This window comes from Petrotoga sp. DB-2, from assembly GCF_054051725.1.
This window is the reverse complement of record NZ_JBSVZD010000026.1, coordinates 1-21,260: the sequence shown is the minus strand read 5'-3', so window position 1 is coordinate 21,260 and position 21,260 is coordinate 1. Positions and strand designations below refer to the sequence as shown.

Here is a 21,260-nt window from a genome sequence, read left to right as displayed (position 1 = left end):
TAGCGATCCTGTTACCGCTTATTTTTTAAAAACTTATCCACAATAACTAGGGAAAAGTCAAAAACTTTGGGGATAGTATTTCAGTTTATTAATTACTCATTTTATTTTTTATAAAAATTTGACACATGTTATAAAAAATCAATTGCCACTAATACCATAAAGTGAAAGCCACAACATATCAGCCACGAGAGTAGGATTTTCAGAATTGCTTACGTCTAATATAACCAAGCCATTCAAATAATTTGCCGCGTAAGCGTAATTATCTTTTATATAAACACTTTCTGCCCAACCTGTGAAGTAATGCCCAACAACCTTTGGTTCTATAGGATTACTCACGTCTACTATCGTCAAGCCATTATCTGAATCTGCTACATAAGCATAATTATCTTCTAAATAAACATCATTTGCTCCATCTTCTAAATTCAGATGCGACAAATGTACAGGATTTGTTGAATTACTTACATCAAATATATCTAGTCCTTCTGTTCATACGGCAACTATTATGTTTTCTGATTGTGCTAAGCACAAAGATGTTAAAAATAACCCCACTACCAATAAGAATATTCTTACTTTTTTCACCTCTTTCAACCCTTTTTTTGAAAGATAGTTTTTTCGATTCTCTCACGAAAATGATGTTATCCTTTTTCTCAGTGAATCTCACATAATAAAACCATTCACTTAATACATTTAATCACGTGGAATTGTCAAATAATATCTTCGTTAACTAAGCTGGCTTTGTTATATTACTATCTGTTTCGAGAATTTATGTTGTTCTTTTCTTAGCTAATATCACTATTTTATGTTCTTCCTCTAAATGATACCAAATTATTTAATCATTTGTTCATATTTTATTTTTCTTATTATCTATTCCCGCCCACCACCCTCAGAGGATTTTTTTGTTTTTGTCTGCCCATTATGGTGACCGCTGCCCTTTAAGGATTTCTTTTTTTATGTTGCCCTTCACCATCCTTAGTGGGTCAATTTTTGGGACACCCTATAAGGTTTTATGTTATTAATATAAATATATAAAAATATATAATATATTTTTTCTCATTTTGTAGGGAGAAATAAAAATTTGCAGTCTAAGGTAAAAAAGTCTTTTGATAAGTTTTTTGGAAGCTTTGTCTTTAAATTGCTTTCGATTTATGAAGCTTATTTGATTATCTATTCCCGCCAGCCGCCCCTTAAGGATTCATTTTTTTTGATGCATATCGTCCCTAGAGGATTTTTTGTTTTTTGAAAATTTATTTTTTTTGATTTTTTTGCAGATACTACTATTGGGAAGAAAAAAATTCTTTGAAATGCAAGTGGATTTTGTGAATGTTTTTAAACCATATTAGATCATAATTAATTGCAATCGAAATAGTGTAATGGCTAGATAGTAATTATGTTGTTGAAACTGATTTGCTTTTTGTTAGTTGAATGTCGTATAATTTATTCACGAGAAGATTTATTTTCTTAGACCTCTTTCGGACTGAATACAAATACGAGGTGGCAGACAATGAAAAAGATTTTATCAGTTGTTCTTACAACTGTTATATTCATAAGCATGTTGGCAGTGGGGGTCTTTGCTGTCGAGCCGACTTATTCTTTCCAGAAGGCTAAAAACTTAGTATCAGAGATCTCAGGTATCGATGCGGCAAAGTTTAGTGTCGAGCTGAGTTATAGGTACGATGTACCATCTCAAGCATGGAATATTCACTATTGGGATGAAGAAATCGCTGTCAATGCTATGGTGGATGCCTATACCGGTGAACTGGTGAGCTATAGGTACTACAAAAACTATTATCCAGGCAGCGAAGACAGCAATGTGCCAAACTACACTAGGGATGAGCTCAAAGACAAGGCTTTAAACTTCATAAAGAGGTACGCACCCGACAAATATGACCAGATAGACAAAGACCCTGATTTTCAATATGATTTTTATAATTATAAAAACGGTCAGACAAATTATACCTATCATTTCAAGAGAAACATTGAACAGCTAAGTGGTATCAATGACGGAATAGATATCAACCAAGGGATAGATATAAGTATTGATGCCTCAACCGGAAAGCTATCAAATTATTACATTAACTGGACAGACATATCTAAGGTTGACATCGATGGGTTACTGAGTGAAGATGAAGCTTTAGAGAAAATGGATCAGATAATGGGTACTTTTCTTGTGCGGAAGCAGATATGGAGAGAGAACTTCCCTCCCGAAAATAAGCTCTTGTATGCTTCTGCCAACAGAGCTGGCTTATATCCTTTACCCATGGGGATTAATGCTAGAACTGGGGAGCCAGTAAACTACACTGGTCAGACTTTTGAGATGGGCGAAAGGGAAGAGTATAAGGTAACCAATGTGAATAAAATGGTTCCCCTAGGGAAGATGAATGAAAAGAAAGCAAAGACTTTTGTGGAAGAATATCTGAAGAGCATGGGTAATGATCCGGAAGAATTCACTTTAAACATCAATATAAACGAAAACTATAACGATCAAAATATAAAGGTATATAATATTTTTGCTGATCATGGGGATAAAGATAGCAACATCAATTTTAATTCAGTAATTGAGCTGGAAACGGGGAAGATAATAAGCCTTAATTATGGCGAATGGCTAAATCAGCCGACTTTCCCTGATGCCGATAATGGTATAGGAATAGAAAAAGCAGTAGAAACTGCAAAGGATTATTTATCAAAGGTAATGCTTCCTTTTGAAAACATGCTGATTGTGTCTGGGAAAGATTACAACTACACAGTAAACTTCATCATGTATCAGGAGGGAGTCTTATACCCCGTTAATACGGTTAATGTCAATATTGATAACGAGGGTAAGGTAATTCGATTTAATATTAATTACAGTGACATCGAGGAAATCGATACCACTGGAATTATTACCATTGAAGAAGCCAAGGCAAAGCTGTCTCAATATCAAAAACTTCAGCTCTCCTTTGTGTTACCGAGAGATCAGTATTCAGGAGATCCGGTGGGGGAACCGATTCCTGTTTATCAGCTCTCTGATATCAACGGCTTTGGGATAGACGCCAAGACGGGTGAATTTGTAGGATATGGTGAATCGACCTGGCTTATGCCAGGGGGAAAGTTCGACCCTTATACTGCAGTAACTGGAGATAAGAACGAGAGGATCTTAAAGATTTTCATTGATACGGGTATTATGCCTCAGCCGGTACCGGAGGTTGGTGAAAATGTGACGGTAGGCCAGGCTGCATTAATACTCTCCAAGGCATTTACCCCAAATTATTATCTGATACCACAGTCCAGAACAGAGGAAGGGGCTGTAGAAGCCACGCCTGAAGTGATCGCCTTGAAGTCATTAATTAAACAAGGTGTGATAAAAGAGGATGTAAAACCATCCGATGCCGTTACAAGAGCCCAGATAGCCCTCTGGCTTTCGAGAGCTGCGGGTTATGATAAACTTGTAGATTCGGATATAAACTTTACATTGCCGGCAAAAGATATCAATGACCTTGATAAGGAAGTTAAAAACAGTGTAGCTATAGTAACCGCGTTAGAGGTAATGAATGTAAAAGAAGGAGAATTCAAACCCTACGATTTGCTGACATTTTCTGATTTCTGCGCTATAGTATATAATGCCATGAAAAATATGTAACCACAACTGGGTAGGAGGTAGATTGATTAATTATCTACCTCCTACCCATTTTATTTCAACAACTCTTTTAGTTCTTCTATTGTAATTTCTAATAAATTGTCTCCTATGTAATCTATCGTTTTTTCATCTGCTTTTCTTATCTTGTCTTTTATCTCTTCTGTTAATTGGTTACCAAATCTTTTGCTTAATATTCTAACTGCGAACTCTCTTTCGCCTTCAAGTTTGCCTTTTTCAATACCTTCTCTTTCTCCTTCTAATTTACCTTCGTTTCTCAACTTTTCGGCTATCGTCATTACTATCTCACCCCTTCCAGGCATTATTTCTTTTTGTACCTTTAATATCTCCTCTATCGTTACATCTTCCCTTACGTTTAATAAGTAGATCATGCACCCTTCAAACCAATCTTGTACCTGTTCTTCTGGTAGTTGTTTTATGTATTCAAATACCCTTGCTAATCTTTCTTTAAATTCTTCTTTGGTTATGGCCGTTCCTGCTCTCATTGCTTCTATTGCAACTTTTGTCGCTGTTAATCCTATTATCCTTTTTTTCCTTTTGATCGAGAAATCACATATTTCATATCGGTATGTAGGTAAGTATGTTTTTAGTTCATTTGGTAAATCTTCTATCCCTTGCACCATATTTGATAAATTCGTTTCTACGTTCCAGATTTCTCTTCCATGGTATATTACCATCGGTATTATTATCGGTACCTTTTTTGTTTTGGGATCGTATTTTTCTTCCCATATGCTCGTAATGTATCTCAACAGTTGAAAGATTACTTTACCTTCAATGTAGCTTTTGTGTTCCATCAGAATGTATATATAGCCATCTTGTCCTTTTATCTTTGTTTTATACAACATATCCGAGAGGCTTTCTCTTAGGTTTTCATCAACATGACTGTTGTTTTCAGGAATTAAATAATCTAGGTCTACTATTTCTACAGCTTCTTGAGGGAGATAGTTCCATAAGAAATCTTTAGCTATCCTTTTGTCACTGAAAATTCGTTTGAAGAATAGATCATGAGGATTGTGCACTAATTCGTTCATAGCTGGCCTCTCTTTTTTGTTAGATTTTGTTTGTCAACTTAATTATACCATATTTTGAGAAATCTATAAAACTCGCATTAGTTCATATTATACGTAAGCAAAAGATTGAAGAAATCCGAATATTCTGAGGGATAAAAAATAACGAAAGAGAAAATAAAAATTTACGTTAAGTTAATATTTCTTGCAGATACTATTAGTGGAGATGAGAAAATTAGAGAAATTGGAATTTACTAGAGAACAAGTAGTTCTCTATCCTGAGTTAGAATTAAAATTCCGTCATTAAAAATTGCCAATATTAAATCTTCTCCCAATTTATCGCCAGCGGAAAGCTTTATAAGTTCATCGAAGAAATAAACAAACCCCGTATTTCTTCCTTCTGAATCTATGAAAAAACCCGAGAATTCTACCCCTTCTTTTTGATATTTAGGCAAGTTATCTTTTTGTGACCATAGATCTAATAAGTCAATTTTTAAAGGTTCGAAAATGTTTGAGCTTTTCATATAAAATTTATTATCTTTAACATCCTTAGAGGTATACTCAAAATTAGGGTATGAAAAGGATACTGAGATGTCAAAATTATGCCCTAGTTCAAGAAAAGAATCGTTATTTCTTTTTATAGTCATATTTTCCACCAGGAGGTCTGATGTTAAAATATTTTCTAACTCTTTTTGTAGAGATTCTGATGAGAAGTTGCTTTCTACTTCTGAAACGGTATGGAGAGAGAATTTTAGGTTCGGTGATTCAATTTCATAATTTTTTATGTAAACTAAAGTTATAATCAACAAAAGAATAATGAATAGATAATGTTTCATGGGTTGACTCCTTGTTCTTTAATTTCAAGAACCACATAATATTTTGATCCCATATTGATTTTGGTGACTTCAGATATGGAATATTTACTCTTTATTTTTTGAGTAGGTTCCATAAAGGTTGCAACTTTTGCAGATAGTCCATTAGCTAAAGAGTAGCTGAATTCTATCAGATAAAAGTTGTTATCTGTTAAGAAATCAAAAAATTCACCTATATCAGTTCTTTGGTTGGCAACTTTGTAAAGATAGTTGTTGTAAGTATAATTTAAGTTTTTTTGCATCCTTTTGATATTCAGATATTCTTGATATTTGCCATAACTTTCAACCACTAGAAGAACAAAAAGTAAAATTATTGTTGTTATTAGTGTGTATTTCAGAAGTTTTCTAACGTTAGATTCTAACAGGAACAATTCTTTTATCCTCCAAATATTTTATTGCTAATTCCTTCAATTCTTGGTTATCAAAAAAGTATGTTGGTTTTTCGTCAACTATTAATCCTGAAAATGCGAATTCTGTGTTTCTAATGAACTCATAATTGTAAAAATCTGTACCCAGAACATATCTGCCTTCTTTGAATTCCAAGACTTTTTTCAAAAGAATGGATTGAACCGGTATAATACTGTCAAAGAATAAAGATCTTTTTGATTTTTTATAATCACTAGCATCGACTACTAAAAAATATTCTTTATCAGAAGAATGTATCTTTTTAAAAGTAATTTTTTTATCAGTTATTTCTTGGAAGTATATTTTTCTCAGTTGAAATTCGTTTTCAAATGGTTTAATAAAACAGTCTATATGGTTTATACATACTTTTTTCCCTTTGTATTTGAGCTTAATCATAATAATCTCCCAAAGTCTTGAAAATAGATCATGGATTGGTGAGTGCTCCCGTAACTGGAACAACGTTAAATATGGTTTTCCCTTCGCTGTTTACAATTCTGCCTCCCATTCCTGCTATTTTTCCAAAGCTCCATAATAGATCTTGGCTGCTTTGATCTTCTATTCTGTATCTTATATCATAAGTCACAATTTTTAATCTCCCCTGTACTATTTGAGAGTGAAAGATCCCATTTAAGTTGTTATCTTCTCCGTAATGTGTTGATGCACTTCGTGTTTTATACACCACCTCTGAAGCTATGAATCTTTCGGTAAGAGATGAAAAATATCTTTGAAGTGGATATACAGTGAAAAAAACTATCGACGAGAACAAGATTAATTCGATACCCAAGGAAACAAGCACTTCCATAAGTAGAAAACCTTCTTTATGAGATTTAGAATGTGCCACCCATTTCAAATTTTATCCCCCCTAAGTAGACATTGGAATAAATTTCAAATGCCAAACTCAAAATTATAACAGATAAAAATATTATAAGCACAGGTTCGATCATTTTCATAATTTTATCCGACGCGGTTTTAAAAGAGGAATAATAATAGTTTTCTAAAAAGTCAAATACCTCTTTATAATTCCCTTTCCTCTTTGAGACGCTAATTGTTAAAGAAAATTCTTTAACATCTTTGATTTTTGAAAAAACCTCGGTAAGATCTTTCCCTTTTTCTATATCCAAATAGGCTGTTAAGAAAGTGGATGATATGTACTGTGAATTTGTATTCGAGAGAACTATTTCTAAGGCGTTGTATATTGTGAGACCACTTTTTAAAAGTAAGTTAACGTTCCTTGTGAATTCATGAAGTATGTAATTCTTGTACAAAAACTTTAAAAACGGAATCTTTGTCCAAATAATGTCGTTTCCCTTGCCTATCCAGAAAGTTATCAACCCTAAGAAGAAAAATATCAACAAACTTATCAACATGTAAGTTGATAAGTTGAGATTAATGTCGTATCCTAAAAGTGAAGAAAACTGTGGAATAACCCAAAAATTTAGAAGAAAAAGCAAAACTAAAATTGATGAAAGAATGAGGAGAGGATATATTAATGATTTTTCGGCGGTAGACTTGGAGAGTTTCATATTGTTATAGTAATTTTTTAGATTGGATAAGTTTTTTCTTAAAATTAGCGTTGTCTTTGAGATGTTTATGGTATACCTAAAGTAGCTATCTATTTCTGGAAAATTAAATGCTGTTTTGTAGTCTAATCCTTTTTTGACTAAGAAGTAGCCCTTGGAAATTACACCTCTTATGAACTTATCAACCTGTTCGTTGAAAACTAAAAATTCCATAGCTTCAAGGACAGTTAAACCCGAGTTTACAAGGAGATACAAATTATCAACAAGGCTGATCATTTGATCGATATTGAATTTTTTACTGTTGAAATAAAAGTTATCAACATTGATGTTGATAACTATGATATTGAGATTAGACAGAAGAGTGTAAATTTCTTCTTTATTTTTTAAAAGTAATAGACATTCGTATCTTTTATTTGATGATCTTTCCTCTACTTCCACCTTGTAAAGTTTTTTCATCTTTTCCCTTCTTTTATCCTTTGAAATTTACCTTATTTCTTGTTTTGATTTCATCCATGACTAATTCGTAAAAGTATCTGCTTCTCATAACTTGAATGGATTTGTATAACCTTTGTATGGTTGAAGATTTATGATAATTATATGGTGAATCATATATTTCTATTTTTTCACCTTTATACTTTAATAATGAGTAGCAAGGTGTTCTTGAAAAGGAAGCGGTATTGTACCATCCTTGAAATGGTGGCCTAATACCAGGTAAGAGGGTAGAATAGAAAAAACTTTCTTGAATGGTCCCGATCTTTTTAGTAGTTATTTCTTCGGTTTTTAAATTTATCAGTTCGATCTCTAAAGGAATATTTAAATTGGCGTCTTCTTTTAATTGATATTTATACTTGCCTAAATTTGAAGAAAGTTTGAGACAATTCTTTATGTTTCCAAAAAAAATGTAATCTTTGTCTATTGTGTTCAAGTAGGGTTCTAAGCTTTTTATACTTTCTTGAAGAATTTTTTCTTTCTTGAGTTGGAAACATGCGATACAAAATCCTGTGATACCGTTGGTGATGATTTTATCATAACTGGATAGATCTAAATCTTTCAAATTTTCAGCTGCTTTAATTCCTTGCCATCCAAAACCTCCGCTTACTAAAATCATAGTATTTTCTCCAAAATTTCTTCCTTTTTTTCTAAAACAGCTTTTCTCCCAGTATCTATTAAGGCTTGTGTTTGTGTGAAATCTAAAGTATTAAAGTCTTGTGTGGGCAATTCGATAAGTACGTTGGCAAACTTTTTTGTTAAATTATCGTATATATTTTCTCTTATTGAATCCATCCTATCAAAAGCTTGGGAGGCATTTTTTATTTCCTCGTATTTTATCTTCTTTGATAAGAGTTTTAGGGCGATAATTTTATCTGCACCAACTTTTTTAGCCGTTAGGATAGGTAGCTTTTCTAGAGTTCCACCATCTATGTATTTGCTACCGTTTATTTTAACGGGCCTGAATGCACCAGGCATCGCCATACTAGCCTTTAAAGCAGGGAACAAAGGTCCTTCATTGAAAATTACTAAATCTTCACTTTCCATTTTTACGGCGGTACAATAGAATTTAATTTTCAAATCTTCAAAGGTAATATCTTTAAATACCTTTTTTAATATGTAAAAATAAAGAAAAGAAGGTAAAGTCGATGGTAGTAAGTTTGCACCTATGCACGTCAAAATAGGAGGTATTTTGCGCGACGTAGGTGCTTTTTTTATAAAAGGAGCTTTTTGTAACCTTAAAGCGTATTCATATAGTAAGTTGGAGTTACCTAAAATGGCATACCCAGCACCTACGAGTGCGCCAATACTTGTACCAACAACGATATCAAATTTGATCCCCATTTTTTCAAGTTCTAAAAGTGCCCCAACGTGGGCAGCACCTTTAGCCCCGCCTCCAGATAAGGCAACAGCAAGCAATCTCAAACCCCCATAAAATCATTTATGTGTTCTATCACTTCTTTTACCTTATTAACATATTTCCCACCGGCTTGTGCGAAAGTTGGTCCACCGCCTCCACCACCACCTAAATAGGAGGCTATTTTTCTTGCAATGTTTCCCGCATGGAATTTTTTAGAAATGTCTTTCGATACCTTTACTACCAAACTTACTTGATCGTTGTTACTCTTGTTGAAAAGGATCACAACGCCTCTACCCAACTTTTGAAGTAGGATATCGGCTGTGTTGGCATGAACGTCTTTTTCTAAGTTTTCTAATTGAGCTGCTACCACCTTTTCGCCTTCAATGATTTGTGGAGTTTGGGCTAATCTTTCTATATTTTTTGTGGCTAATTGAAATTGAAGTTGTTTAATTTCTTTTTCTTGATTTTTGATAGTTTTTAGGATGGTTTCGATTTTATCAGGTATCTGGTCACTTGATGAGTCTAACATTTTAGATAAATTAGTGATAATACTTTCCAATTCTATAACATAGTTAAGACTTTCAAAACCAGTAATAGCTTCTATTCTTCTAACTCCTGAAGAAATGGAAGATTCTTCCAGAATTTTGAATAGACCTATTTCTCCTGTATTCGAAACATGTGTGCCTCCACAGAGCTCTCTTGAGAAATCGTCAATTTCCACAATTCTTACCACTTCACCGTATTTTTCTTCAAATAAGGCTATAACATCCATATTTTTTGCCTCTTCTAAGCTTTTTAGGTATATGTTAACAGGGATAGCTTTTTGTATTTGTTCGTTTACAAGGTATTCGATTTGCTTTATTTGATCTTGGGTCAAAGGTTCATAATGTGTGAAATCGAATCTTAATCTTTCCGGAGCCACATATGAACCAGCCTGCCTTATATGTTCTCCAATTACTTTTCTTAGTGCAGAATGTAAAAGATGTGTTGCTGTGTGGTTTTTCTCTGTGGCTTTTCTCTTTTTTTCATCAACTTTTAGAAATACTCTTTCTCCGTTTTTTATACTACCTTTTTTTATTTTTACTAGGTGAGATATTATCTCATTTCTTATAGGTTTGACATGTATAACTTCAGCTTCGAATGATTCATTGTAGATAATACCCTTATCAGAGACTTGCCCTCCCCTTTCGGCATAAAAAGGCGTTTTAGAGAAAAATAGTTCAATTTCTTCACCTTCTTGAGCTTGTTGGACAATACTGTCTCCTTTGAGTATAAGCTGAACTTCTTCGGTCGAACTTAGTTTATCATAACCAATAAATTCAGTTGGGGTCAAAAATTTATCGATTTCTTTGTAAATTTGTTTAGTTGTATCATACTCTACTTTACCCGAAGCTGCTCTTGCCATCTCTCTTTGTTTGTTCATCAGTTCTGTGAATTCTTTTTCATCAACTTCTATCCCTTTTTCGGATAATATCTCTTTTGTGAGATCCAAAGGAAATCCGTATGTATCGTAAAGTTCGAAGGCGATTTTTCCGGGTAATGTATCTTCGTTGTTTAAGTTTTGAATTATGTTGTTTAACCTTTCCATCCCTTTTTCCATCGTCTCAAAAAACTTTTCTTCTTCCATAGATGAAATATCTTTAATTAAATCTTCTTTTTCGATAAGTTCGGGATAGATCTTTCCCATTTTTTTAATCACCGTTTCAAGAATACTGTTTAAAAATGGACCTTTTGCTCCTAACAAGGTTCCATGTCGTACGGCCCTTCTTATTAATCTTCTTAAAACGTAGCCTCTTCCTTCATTTGATGGTATAATTCCTTCAGATATTAGAAAGGCAATCGCCCTTGAATGATCGGCTATTACTTTTATTGATACATCTTTACTTTTATTTTCTCTGAATTTTACACCAAAGATTCGTTGTATTTCTTCTATTGTTTCCTTGAATAAATCGGAGTCAAAATTATCATATTTACCTTGAGTAACTGCACAGATTCTTTCAAAACCCGCACCAGTATCAATGTTTTTTCTTGGTAAAGGAGAAAGGTTTCCGTTTTCATCGGAATAATATTCAGTGAAAACTATATTCCAAATCTCGACAAAACGCCCACAATCGCATGCAGGAGTACAGTTTTCTTGATCAGGGCAGTTTTCGGTATACCCTGTGTCAAAGTATATTTCTGAACAAGGACCACATGGGCCGGTTGGACCTGCAGGTCCCCACCAGTTTTCTTCTTTACCGAATCTAAGTATTTTATTTTCAGGTATTTTGATATCATCTTTCCAAATATTAAAAGCCTCGTCATCGGTTTCATACACAGAAGCCCATAATTTTTCGGCTGGAAGTTCCAATTCTTCTGTTAAAAATTTCCAAGCCCATTTTATAGCCTCTTTTTTGAAATAATCCCCAAAAGAAAAATTCCCCAACATCTCAAAAAAGGTGTGATGTCTGGGGGTTTTTCCTACATTTTCTATATCATTCGTCCTTAAACATTTTTGACATGTGGTGATTCTCGTATAAGTGGGTTCAACTTTTCCCCAAAAGATTGGTTTAAAAGGGACCATTCCAGCCACCGTAAACAACAATTGAGGATCATTGGGAATCAAAGAAGAACTAGGTAGCCTTTTGTGTCCTTTTTTTTCAAAAAAACACAAAAACCTTTCTCTGATTTCTTCAGAGGTAAAATATTTCATATAAAAATCCTCCTAATTTTTTTCAAATTATTCTTTCTTTGAAAACTCTAAAACTTCTGTTAGTAACCCTTTGCCCCGTTTCCCACCCTCACTGAAGTTTCTGATTTCTATTCTTTTAATATTTAACTACTAAATAAGCAGTATCATTATCGATAAGTATGTTGTTGTTAATCTTTTTCAGCTCGGTTGCGGAAGGTGATTCATCATTGTATACGATCCTAACTTCTAAGGGGGTAGATGAATCTTTTACTATTACTATATTTTCCGGTTTAGAAGTTAAATAGCCATCTGACAGGAGAACATCAAATGTCAAGTCACTTAAGGTTGGATTATAAATACCATAGTTCATTACAGCGACTTGAACATTTTGCATTTCAGTTACTATTTTAGTTGCTTTAGCTTGATTGATAAGTCCTGTAACCGATGGGATGGCGATGCTTGCGAGAATCGAAATGATCCCCAATACTATTAGAACCTCAACCACTGTGAAACCTTCGTTAAATTTTGTCTTTTTCATTTTCTCCCCCTATATCCACAGTATTCTCAACAGAAAATACCACATTGGGGTTACGATCAACAAACCATCAATTCTGTCGAGCATTCCCCCATGACCTGGTAGAATTTCTCCAGAGTCTTTTACATTATAATATCTTTTAATAATTGATTCTGTTAAATCACCGATGGTATCGAAGAAACCCACCATTAACGCAAAGATAAAAGTCTGCAAAAAAGTTATTTTTTGAATACTTCCAAAAAAAATCCCAATGGTATCAAATATAAGTATATAAGCAAAAGCGAAAAAGATGCCACCTAATAATCCCTCCCAACTTTTTTTTGGTGAAAAATGTGGAGAAAGTTTATGCTTACCGAAACTCAATCCAAAAAAATATGCACCAGCATCATAAGCCCATACCGTGGTTAATGCTAAAATCGCCATCCCTGCTCCATAGTTCAAATGAATCAAATAAAAATTTGAAAGGAAAAAAGATACGTAGATAATACTTAATGCAGAAGATTCTATAAACCTTTTTGTGTGAGTTATCTCTTTAACTAAAAGCATGATCGAAAATACAGACGCTACAAAAGCTAAGAAAAATATTCCTTCACTTTCAAAAGGTAAAATTCCTCTATATTCAGCCTCCAAAGAGAACCCATATATAAGACTAGATGTTCCTACAATAAAAGTTAGCAAAAGCTTGATGAAATCGTTTTTGACATCGCTTGTAAATAATTCAATCAGTTCAAAGGATGCCAACATCACTATAGTTGTAACCAATCCTAAAAGAGTGGGATATGTTAGATAAGAAAAGACAACTATGGGTCCTATAATTACCCCTGATAATACTCTTGTCCAGAGTTCTTTTTTATTCAAAAGTTTTCCTCCATATCTTTAAACTTACTGCTTATACCGCCAAATCGTCTTTCTCTTTTAGAATAATCTAAAAGGGCGTTGAGATAATCATCATAAGAAAAATCGGGCCATAGAGTTTCTGTAAAATACAGCTCCGAATAAGCAGATTGCCAAAGTAAAAAGTTACTTAATCTTTGTTCACCTGCGGTTCTTATTATTAAATCAGGATAAGGAACATTCGGTAAATAAAGGTTGTTGTCAATATCTTCTTTTGTTACCGTTATCTTCTTTTCTTCCAAGATTTTGTTTACTGCATCTAAAATCTCTTGCCTTCCACTGTAATTCAAGGCAAAGATCAAATTGAAATCTTTGTTATGTTTACTTATCTCCTCGATTTCTTTACAAGTCTTTATAAGATTTTCTGGTAGTTTATTGATTCTTCCCAAAAATCTTACATTTACCCCGTTTTCTATGATTCGTTTAAGGTTATCTTCAAAGTATCTTATGAATAAATCAAACAAAAATTCTATCTCATTTTGTGGTCTCTTCCAATTTTCTTCTGAAAAGGTGTATAAGGTAAGATAATTAATTCCAAATTCTTTAGACCACTCAATAACATTTAGGGCAGTTTCAGCACCCTTTTGATGTCCATAGTTCCTGTCACGTCCACTTTTAGTTGCCCATCTTCCGTTTCCATCCATAATTATACCCACGTGAGTAGGCACTTTCGAAAGTTTCATATTATGACTCCATAATCTCTTTTTCTTTCTTTTGGAATATTTTTTCTGCTTCTTCTTCTTTTTCTTTCAAAATCTCCTGGATTTCTTCCTCCATTTTTTTTGCTTCATCCTCACTTAATGAGCCCTCGTTCTTTATTTCTTTAATCTTTTTTATATCGTCTCTTCTAATGTTCCTTAAAGCTACTTTTGTTTCTTCCAGCATTTCTTTTACCGCTTTTACTAATTTTCTTCTTTCTTCGATAGTGGGATTTGGAAAAGATACCCTCACTACGTTACCATCATTTATAGCGTGAAAGCCAAAATTAGAAGCATTTATCGCTTTTTCTATAGGTTCCAGCATCTTTTTATCCCATGGAGTGATCACAACGGTTCTTTCTTCTCCAACACTTAAAGTTGCGACCTGGTTAATAGGAGTTGGCACCCCATAGTAATCAACTTTTATATCCTCAAAAATAGCGGTAGTAGGTCTTCCAGTTCTTACTTTTTTCAATTCATCTTCGAAATGTTCAATGGTTTTTTTCATTTTTTCTTCTGCTTCTTTCGCATAAGAACTTTTCTTTGCCATGACTTCACCTCCGGAGAAAAAATTTTGAATTTTTTGCAAGGATAAAGTGTAATTCAGCAAATATTATATCACACAGAAGGTTTTTTCGTATATGATATAATTAAAAGTGAGAAAAACACGAAAAGGGGGCATTATTGTGAAAAAGTATTTTATCGTATTTCTTTTTGCCATTTTGTCTGTGCACTTTTTTTCAGTAGATGTAATTTCAACTGATCAGGATAATTATATATTATCTAACAACTATTTGACAACAGGGATTTCTAAAGAAAATGGATATATCACCTTTTTTAAAAGTAATGAAGCTAACCAAAGTCTTTTCACAAATCATAAAATTCTAATTTCTAGTGTAGAATTCCAAAACAGCGTTATAGAAACTTCAGAAGATTCAATTTCTTTCATTTATGATCAAAATGACTTCAAAGTAGTGAATAAATATACCTTACAAGATCAAAACCTCTTATTGAGTACTATGATAACTAACAAAACGGAAACAAAAAAAAGAGTCCAAATGAATGAAATAATAGATTACTCAGACACATTTCCTTTTTTTATCAAGTCAAAGATCTTAAATAACTATGTATTAGTTCTTCAGCAAGATTTTGGGAGCTTTGGCTATTTCCCAGTTGATGATCAAACATTTCAGAGGGTTATAGCAAACGATGAGATGACCACAAGTATCTCATTTTTTACCCTTGAACCTCAGGATTTGCTGGAATTTACAAGAGTTATAACCGTTGGTGAGAGTGTTAGCGAAATAGAAAAAAGATATTACGATAAATTCAGTATAGGTTATGCAACTATCGAAAAAAATATAATATTGGGCAATGAAAAGTCTGCTGAGGGCATGAGAGTTGTTCTAGAAGATAAATTGGGAACCATTCAAGATGTTCAGCTCGTTGATGAAAAAGGAAAAGCTAAATTTTATCTTCCCTATGGAGAAGATTATGAAAATTTCCAAGTTAAGGTAGATTTTGGAAATTTGAAGAGTGAATCTGTTTCTCTTTTGGGGTCGGAAGGTCTTTTTGTTGAAGTTGCTGAAAATTATTTTTATTACAAACCTTTTCTCACTAATAAAGAGGAAAATGGTGTGACTATTAATTTCAGGATGGCTGTCCCTGCTCGATCAACTGTAGACGTTTACGATTCAGACAACGAAGCTAAGGTGTTAGAAATACAAAACGAATTTCCTCTGGAATATAATTATATAAAACTTTCTGGTTTGCAACCTAATTCTTCCTATGAATATATGATAAATGTTGAAGATACCTATACTCTGAATGATGTCAAGACAGAAAAAAAGGCTTTTAAAACAAAGCCTTTAGATGAAGATATTGATACTTTCCAATTTATAGTTTATGGAGATACCCAAATCTATGATGAAAGGCACGCTTACGTTGTTAATAGAATTGTAGAAAATTCGGATCTAAATACAGCATTCATTCTTAAACCTGGAGATCACACGGAAGAAGGTACGTCAGAAAAGAGTTGGAGTAAATTTTTTGAATCTGCATACCCTTTAAGTTCTCAAATTCCATATTACATGGTTTTAGGTAACCATGAAAGAAATAGCATACTGTATTATAGGGCATTCGAGCTTCCAAGTGGTGGTGGAGATTATTCCAAAAGATGGTACTCTTTTGATTATGGAAACTCTCATTTTGTTATCTTAGATTCTAATATTTTAGAATCTTCAAATCTGTATGAAAAACAAATGGAGTGGTTAGAAGAAGATCTTAAAAACAATAATGATAAAAAGTTTATCTTTGTGGCTTTTCATCATCCTTTTTGGACGACAGCCACGGAGTATGGCAGTATGGAAGAAAACCTTCCAGAAGGTCATTTCAACACAAAAAATTGGTTGCCTATTTTCAAAAAGTACGGTGTTGATGTCGTAATAAACGGGCATATACATGCCTACGAGAGATATTTCAAGGATGGAATTATGTTTATAACCAGTGGTGGAGGGGGTGCTAAACTAAATACAAATCATGGAGCGGATCCTTTGCCCTGGCATGTAAAGCACGTGCTTGGAAAGCTTCATTACATTATTTTTGATGTTTACGAAGATTCTATCAAGGTTACTGTAAAAGCAGTCGCAAGAGTAGATAATCCTCTTTTCCCAAATCAATATACTCCAATTGATGAAGTAATCGATGAATTATACATATACAAAAAGTGAAAGGGAGATAATTCTCCCTTTTTCACAATTTTACTAAACCTGAAAACCCCATAAAAGCCATTGAAAGAAGTCCAGCTGTTATTAGCGCTAAAGCGGTACCTTGGAAAGGTTTCGGAACGTTGTTTAGTTGCATTTTTTCTCTTATTGAAGAAAATATTATCAATGCCAGCGAAAACCCCAATCCAGAGGCAAAAGAGTTTACCACACTTTCGATAAAGGTGTAATTAGTTTGTATGTTTAACAATGCGATCCCCAATATTGCACAGTTAGTTGTTATAAGGGGCAAGTATATTCCCAAGGCTTCGTAAAGGGCTGGGCTTGATTTTTTAATAAAGAACTCAACAAATTGAACAAGTACAGCAATTACAAGAATAAACACGATCGTTCTCAAAAATTCTACTCCAAGCATTATTAGTATCTGATTTAAGAGCCAAGTTATTACTCCCGCTATCGTCATGACAAAAATTACAGCGATAGACATTCCAATAGCGGAGCTCTTGCTTCTAGAAACTCCTAAAAAAGGGCAAATACCTAAAAATCTAGTTAAAATAATATTGTTAACTAAAGCGGCTGAAATAAACAGAAGGATAAGATTCATTTTTTAGCACCTGCCTTCTTCTTTTTGTTTTCTCTATTTATACCTATTGAATTGAACATTCCAAGTAAAAGTCCTAAAGTTATGAAGGCACCAGGTGGGAGTATGAAAAGGTATAAATTAATGGCTTCTCCCCAAATAGGAAAACCAAAGATTGTTCCATTACCCAATAATTCTCTTACCGATCCCAATAATACAAGGGCGCCTGTAAAACCTAAACCGATTCCCAAGGCGTCAAGTATTGAATCTACAACTCCATTTTTCGATGCGAAAGACTCTGCCCTTCCCATAATGATACAGTTAACAACTATCAAAGGTATAAATATTCCCAAAGTCTGCCATAATTCGTATGTTAATCCATGCATTATGAGATCTATCATTGTTACAAAAGAGGCTATAACTACAATATAAATAGGTATTCTTATCTTTTTAGGAACTATTTTTCTGATCAAAGAAATGACAATGTTTGACATTGTTAAGACAGATAGGGTGGCTATTCCCATACCTAAACCATTTTCTGCGCTTGTGGTTGTAGCTAAAGTAGGACACATTCCCAATACCTGAACAAAAACGGGATTGTTTTTTATCAAACCGTTGGTAAAGTTTTTTAGATCAGCCATATTTTCACATCACCCCTTCCTCTTTTAAAAATTCTACAGCCGCATTAATTGAATCTGCAACCGCTCTAGGAGTAATTGTTGCTCCTGTCATTACATCACTAGTTTTTACCACACCTTGTTCTTTGTAATTATTTATTGAATTAGTTGGGACATTAACACCAGCGTCTTTATCGACTTTAACGCCTACATTTAAACCTGATTCTGGGATCAAGCTAAATCTTTTTTTCACAGATTCTTCAGAAATTCTGGCCCCTAGTCCCGGGGTTTCTTGTGAATAATTAATTACTTCTATTTTATTCAAAGTAATTTTACCATCATCGTTTTTGACGAACGAAATAACGCTAACTACATCTCCTCCGTATCCTACTCCCGAAACTGTCATGACATAAATTTCAGAGTTATTTTCAGTAAACTTATAAACTGGGGAATAGACTTTTGCGTTTTTTTGACTTACGTATAAAACCCCATTTGGATCTTCTTTCCATATGTTTTTTTCTAACTGTTCTTCGTTGGTGGGAATATTAGAAACTAAATATTCACCCGTATTTGCATCTTTTAAGACTTCTTCTATCGCTGACAATGTATTATTGAATTCTGATTGTACTATCATTGGATTCACAAAATTGTAAACAACAGATACTAAAAATCCGGCAGCAACCATAAAAGCGGCTAAAATTAAACCTGTTTTTATATATTCACGCATGTTTTATCTCCCCTTTGGTTGTTCCATAAATTTTGGGTTTTAACCAATCATCTATCAAGGGGACAAACGCGTTCATGATAAGGATTGAAAAGGAAACACCTTCGGGGTAACTACCAAAGAATCTTATGATCATCGTCAAAACACCTGCTCCCATACCAAAAATAAACTGGCCCTTTATGGACATGGGAGAAGTAACCATATCCGTAGCCATAAACAAAGCACCTAATATTAAGCCACCTGCTAAAAGATGGAACAAGGGAGTTCCAAATTTGATAGGATCAACCATATAAAAAACAGAGCTAAAAATTAAAACCGTTCCTATATAGGATACAGGGATCATCAATTTTATTCTGCCTTTAATGACTAAGTATATGAAACCAATAATTAAAGCTAAAGCACTAACTTCCCCGATAGAACCAGGAATTCTGCCGATGAACATATCCCAGTAAGTATAATTTTGGAGTACTGTGTTCATTCCTTCTTCAGAAATTATTCCTAAAGGGGAGGCAGAAGTAACAATATCAGGATTCTGGTAATAAAAAGGTACATACCAGGTAGTCATAGCTGTAGGGAAAGATATCACCATAAAGGCCCTTCCAACTAATGCGGGGTTAAAAAAGTTTTGACCTAAACCTCCAAAAACTTGTTTTGCTAAAATTATCGCAACCACTACTCCTAACATAATTTGCCACCAGTTTACGGCTAAAGAAAGGTTCATACCTAAGAGTAATCCTGTAACAGAAGCGGAAAAATCAGGGATATGGTCTTTTTGCTTCCTTACAAAACGAACGATCGAAAAGTCCAAAGTTTCTGCAAAAACCATAGAAAATAACATAATGAAAAGCGCTCTAAAACCAAAGATCCACGTTGAGGCAATAACCACAGGTATCAATGATATTAAAACATCGATCATAATTTTTCTAGTAGTATTGTTAGTTCTAAAATGGGGTGCCGCTTCAGTGCTAAGTTTCAACTCAAACCCTCCTTTTTTGAATGGCTTTTATAACCTTTTTTGTTGTCTTGAATGTTTTAACTAGCTCTATATTTGATGGGCAAATATACGAACAAGCACCACATTCTATACAATCCATAATTCCATTTTCTTGTGCGATATCATTTTTTCTAGCATCAGCAAGTTTTTTTAGATAATAAGGTTGAAGTCCCATAGGGCATGCTTTAACACAAGAAGCGCATCTAATACATGGATATTCATGCTTTTGGGGTATCTCTTCTTTTGTTAAAACGGTAATTGCATTGTTTCCCTTGAAAGTCGGTAAATCAATACTTGGTAAAGGCAATCCCATCATTGGGCCACCATAGATTATTCTGTCTATCTTTTCCTCTTCAACGAGTCCTACTTGATTTAAAAGGTCTGAAACCTTAGTTCCAATTCGGAACCAATAGTTACCAGGTTTTTTAACACCTCCGCTCAAAGTGATTCCGCGTTCAACTAAAGGCTTTCCGTTGATTACTGCGTCATAGATTGCATAGGTAGTGGAAATGTTAAAAACTAAAGCCCCTGCGTCAATAGGTAATCCTCCTGAAGGGACTTCCCTTTTCGTTATAGCTTTGATTAATTGCTTTTCTGCACCTTGAGGATATTTTGTTTTTAAAATTGCAACCTCGATATTTTCATTTTTTAAAGAGTTTTTCATGGCTTTTATTGCTTCAGGTTTGTTTTCTTCGATGCCCACATAAATTTTTTCTGGATTAACTATATATTCTATTATTTTTATTCCTTTTATGATTTCTTCTGTATATGTTTTCATTATCATATCATCGACAGTTATGTATGGTTCACATTCTGCTCCGTTGATTATTAAGTACTCGACTTTTTTGTTTGCAGGTATATTTAATTTTACATGAGATGGGAACATTGCTCCGCCTAATCCTACTATACCGGCTTTTTTAACAATGTTAATTAGTTCTTCCTTTGAAAATTTTTTAAAATTCTCATCGTGTTCTATATATTCCCAAATATCTTCCGAGGTTCTCTTTATTACGATTGCGTTATCCTTTCTTCCTGTGGAAGCATTTATAAATGATTCTATACCAATAACTTCCCCCGTAACAGAAGAATGTATGTTTGCAGAAATAGTACTTGTAGCCTCTGCTACTAATTGCCCTGTTTTCACTTGGTCTCCTTCTTTTACGAGTGGCTTTGCAGGAGCACCGAGATGGTTAGTTGTGAATAGGTATACAAAATCGGGCAAAGGTAGTTTTTCAAAAGGCTTGTCCTTTGTAAAATGCTTTTTCTGGGGCGGATGTACACCACCTTTAAAAGTTAATATTGGCACAAAGAAACCTCCTTTTTTTAAGAAACTAAGAATTGAAAGCCTATATGAATTTAAACAATATTCTAAAAGCTTTTTAAAGGGTTCTAAAACGGTTCGACAATTATTATAACACGAAAAAATGTTTTAATTTCAACGACTTCTAAAGTTTTCAAAAAAAATGGTTCTATCACGAAAATAGTGGGTAATTAAGCTGGAGTTAAATTAAGTTTACCAAGGGCAATAAAGATAGTGATT

21 protein-coding genes are annotated in these 21,260 nt (G+C 33.7%); 2 read left to right on the top strand and 19 right to left on the bottom strand.

Annotated elements, in window-relative coordinates; all coding sequences use genetic code 11:
• Positions 1-138 precede the first annotated feature (138 nt).
• The gene (locus ACW9JY_RS08320; RefSeq protein WP_103077717.1) at positions 139-435 is read right to left on the bottom strand and encodes an LVIVD repeat-containing protein; all 297 of its coding nucleotides are present in this window, start codon (positions 433-435) and stop codon (positions 139-141) included.
• 1,066 nt (positions 436-1,501) lie between these two features.
• Here ACW9JY_RS08320 and ACW9JY_RS08315 point away from each other — a divergent pair.
• The gene (locus ACW9JY_RS08315; RefSeq protein WP_457283992.1) at positions 1,502-3,616 is read left to right on the top strand and encodes a YcdB/YcdC domain-containing protein; all 2,115 of its coding nucleotides are present in this window, start codon (positions 1,502-1,504) and stop codon (positions 3,614-3,616) included.
• 50 nt (positions 3,617-3,666) lie between these two features.
• Here the strand turns inward: ACW9JY_RS08315 and ACW9JY_RS08310 are convergent, their stop codons facing one another.
• The 13 genes from ACW9JY_RS08310 to frr form a co-directional block, all read right to left on the bottom strand.
• Positions 3,667-4,662 carry an Rpn family recombination-promoting nuclease/putative transposase gene (locus ACW9JY_RS08310; protein WP_457283991.1) on the bottom strand — a complete coding sequence of 332 codons (996 nt, stop codon included), beginning with the start codon at positions 4,660-4,662 and terminating at the stop codon, positions 3,667-3,669.
• A gap of 230 nt (positions 4,663-4,892) precedes the next feature.
• A complete protein-coding gene (locus tag ACW9JY_RS08305) occupies positions 4,893-5,474 on the bottom strand; it encodes a hypothetical protein (RefSeq protein ID WP_103077720.1) in 582 nt (193 codons plus the stop codon).
• The gene (locus ACW9JY_RS08300; RefSeq protein ID WP_457283990.1) at positions 5,471-5,881 is read right to left on the bottom strand and encodes a hypothetical protein; all 411 of its coding nucleotides are present in this window, start codon (positions 5,879-5,881) and stop codon (positions 5,471-5,473) included. The genes ACW9JY_RS08305 and ACW9JY_RS08300 overlap by 4 nt, the downstream gene beginning before the upstream one ends.
• Positions 5,862-6,311: a hypothetical protein gene (locus ACW9JY_RS08295; protein WP_103077722.1), complete on the bottom strand. Its 450-nt coding sequence runs from the start codon at positions 6,309-6,311 to the stop codon at positions 5,862-5,864. Before ACW9JY_RS08295 ends, ACW9JY_RS08300 begins: the two co-directional genes overlap by 20 nt.
• A gap of 28 nt (positions 6,312-6,339) precedes the next feature.
• On the bottom strand, positions 6,340-6,765 hold the full coding sequence (locus ACW9JY_RS08290) for a hypothetical protein (RefSeq protein ID WP_457283989.1): 426 nt from the start codon (positions 6,763-6,765) through the stop codon (positions 6,340-6,342).
• A complete protein-coding gene (locus tag ACW9JY_RS08285) occupies positions 6,743-7,891 on the bottom strand; it encodes a type II secretion system F family protein (RefSeq protein ID WP_457283988.1) in 1,149 nt (382 codons plus the stop codon). Before ACW9JY_RS08285 ends, ACW9JY_RS08290 begins: the two co-directional genes overlap by 23 nt.
• 13 nt (positions 7,892-7,904) lie before the next feature.
• Entirely contained in the window at positions 7,905-8,543 is a 639-nt protein-coding gene (locus ACW9JY_RS08280) for a hypothetical protein (RefSeq protein ID WP_457283987.1), read from the bottom strand.
• The gene (locus tag ACW9JY_RS08275; protein WP_457283986.1) at positions 8,540-9,343 is read right to left on the bottom strand and encodes a patatin-like phospholipase family protein; all 804 of its coding nucleotides are present in this window, start codon (positions 9,341-9,343) and stop codon (positions 8,540-8,542) included. The genes ACW9JY_RS08280 and ACW9JY_RS08275 overlap by 4 nt, the downstream gene beginning before the upstream one ends.
• Positions 9,344-9,345: 2 nt before the next feature.
• Complete coding sequence (gene alaS, locus ACW9JY_RS08270; protein WP_457283985.1) at positions 9,346-11,976, bottom strand: alanine--tRNA ligase; 2,631 nt, start codon at positions 11,974-11,976, stop codon at positions 9,346-9,348.
• Positions 11,977-12,091: 115 nt separating this feature from the next.
• Positions 12,092-12,493 (bottom strand): prepilin-type N-terminal cleavage/methylation domain-containing protein, encoded by a 402-nt coding sequence (locus ACW9JY_RS08265; protein WP_457283984.1) that lies wholly within the window; start codon positions 12,491-12,493, stop codon positions 12,092-12,094.
• 9 nt (positions 12,494-12,502) lie between these two features.
• Positions 12,503-13,348, bottom strand: coding sequence for a phosphatidate cytidylyltransferase (locus tag ACW9JY_RS08260; protein WP_103077729.1), 846 nt, complete (start codon positions 13,346-13,348; stop codon positions 12,503-12,505).
• The gene (gene uppS, locus ACW9JY_RS08255; protein WP_457283983.1) at positions 13,345-14,067 is read right to left on the bottom strand and encodes a polyprenyl diphosphate synthase; all 723 of its coding nucleotides are present in this window, start codon (positions 14,065-14,067) and stop codon (positions 13,345-13,347) included. Before uppS ends, ACW9JY_RS08260 begins: the two co-directional genes overlap by 4 nt.
• Position 14,068: 1 nt before the next feature.
• Complete coding sequence (frr, locus tag ACW9JY_RS08250) at positions 14,069-14,632, bottom strand: ribosome recycling factor (protein ID WP_103077731.1); 564 nt, start codon at positions 14,630-14,632, stop codon at positions 14,069-14,071.
• 136 nt (positions 14,633-14,768) lie between these two features.
• Between frr and ACW9JY_RS08245 the strand changes: the two genes are divergently transcribed.
• Complete coding sequence (locus tag ACW9JY_RS08245; RefSeq protein WP_457283982.1) at positions 14,769-16,811, top strand: metallophosphoesterase family protein; 2,043 nt, start codon at positions 14,769-14,771, stop codon at positions 16,809-16,811.
• 22 nt (positions 16,812-16,833) lie between these two features.
• Here the strand turns inward: ACW9JY_RS08245 and rsxA are convergent, their stop codons facing one another.
• From rsxA to rsxC, 5 genes are read right to left on the bottom strand one after another with little or no spacing between them, the layout of a single operon-like run.
• Entirely contained in the window at positions 16,834-17,409 is a 576-nt protein-coding gene (rsxA, locus tag ACW9JY_RS08240) for an electron transport complex subunit RsxA (RefSeq protein ID WP_103077733.1), read from the bottom strand.
• Positions 17,406-18,026, bottom strand: coding sequence for an electron transport complex subunit RsxE (gene rsxE / locus ACW9JY_RS08235; protein ID WP_103077734.1), 621 nt, complete (start codon positions 18,024-18,026; stop codon positions 17,406-17,408). The genes rsxA and rsxE overlap by 4 nt, the downstream gene beginning before the upstream one ends.
• 4 nt (positions 18,027-18,030) lie before the next feature.
• Positions 18,031-18,729 (bottom strand): RnfABCDGE type electron transport complex subunit G, encoded by a 699-nt coding sequence (locus ACW9JY_RS08230; protein WP_457283981.1) that lies wholly within the window; start codon positions 18,727-18,729, stop codon positions 18,031-18,033.
• Positions 18,722-19,702: an RnfABCDGE type electron transport complex subunit D gene (locus ACW9JY_RS08225; RefSeq protein ID WP_457283980.1), complete on the bottom strand. Its 981-nt coding sequence runs from the start codon at positions 19,700-19,702 to the stop codon at positions 18,722-18,724. Before ACW9JY_RS08225 ends, ACW9JY_RS08230 begins: the two co-directional genes overlap by 8 nt.
• A gap of 1 nt (position 19,703) precedes the next feature.
• Positions 19,704-21,026: an electron transport complex subunit RsxC gene (rsxC, locus tag ACW9JY_RS08220; protein ID WP_103077737.1), complete on the bottom strand. Its 1,323-nt coding sequence runs from the start codon at positions 21,024-21,026 to the stop codon at positions 19,704-19,706.
• Between the last annotated feature and the right edge of the window lie 234 nt (positions 21,027-21,260).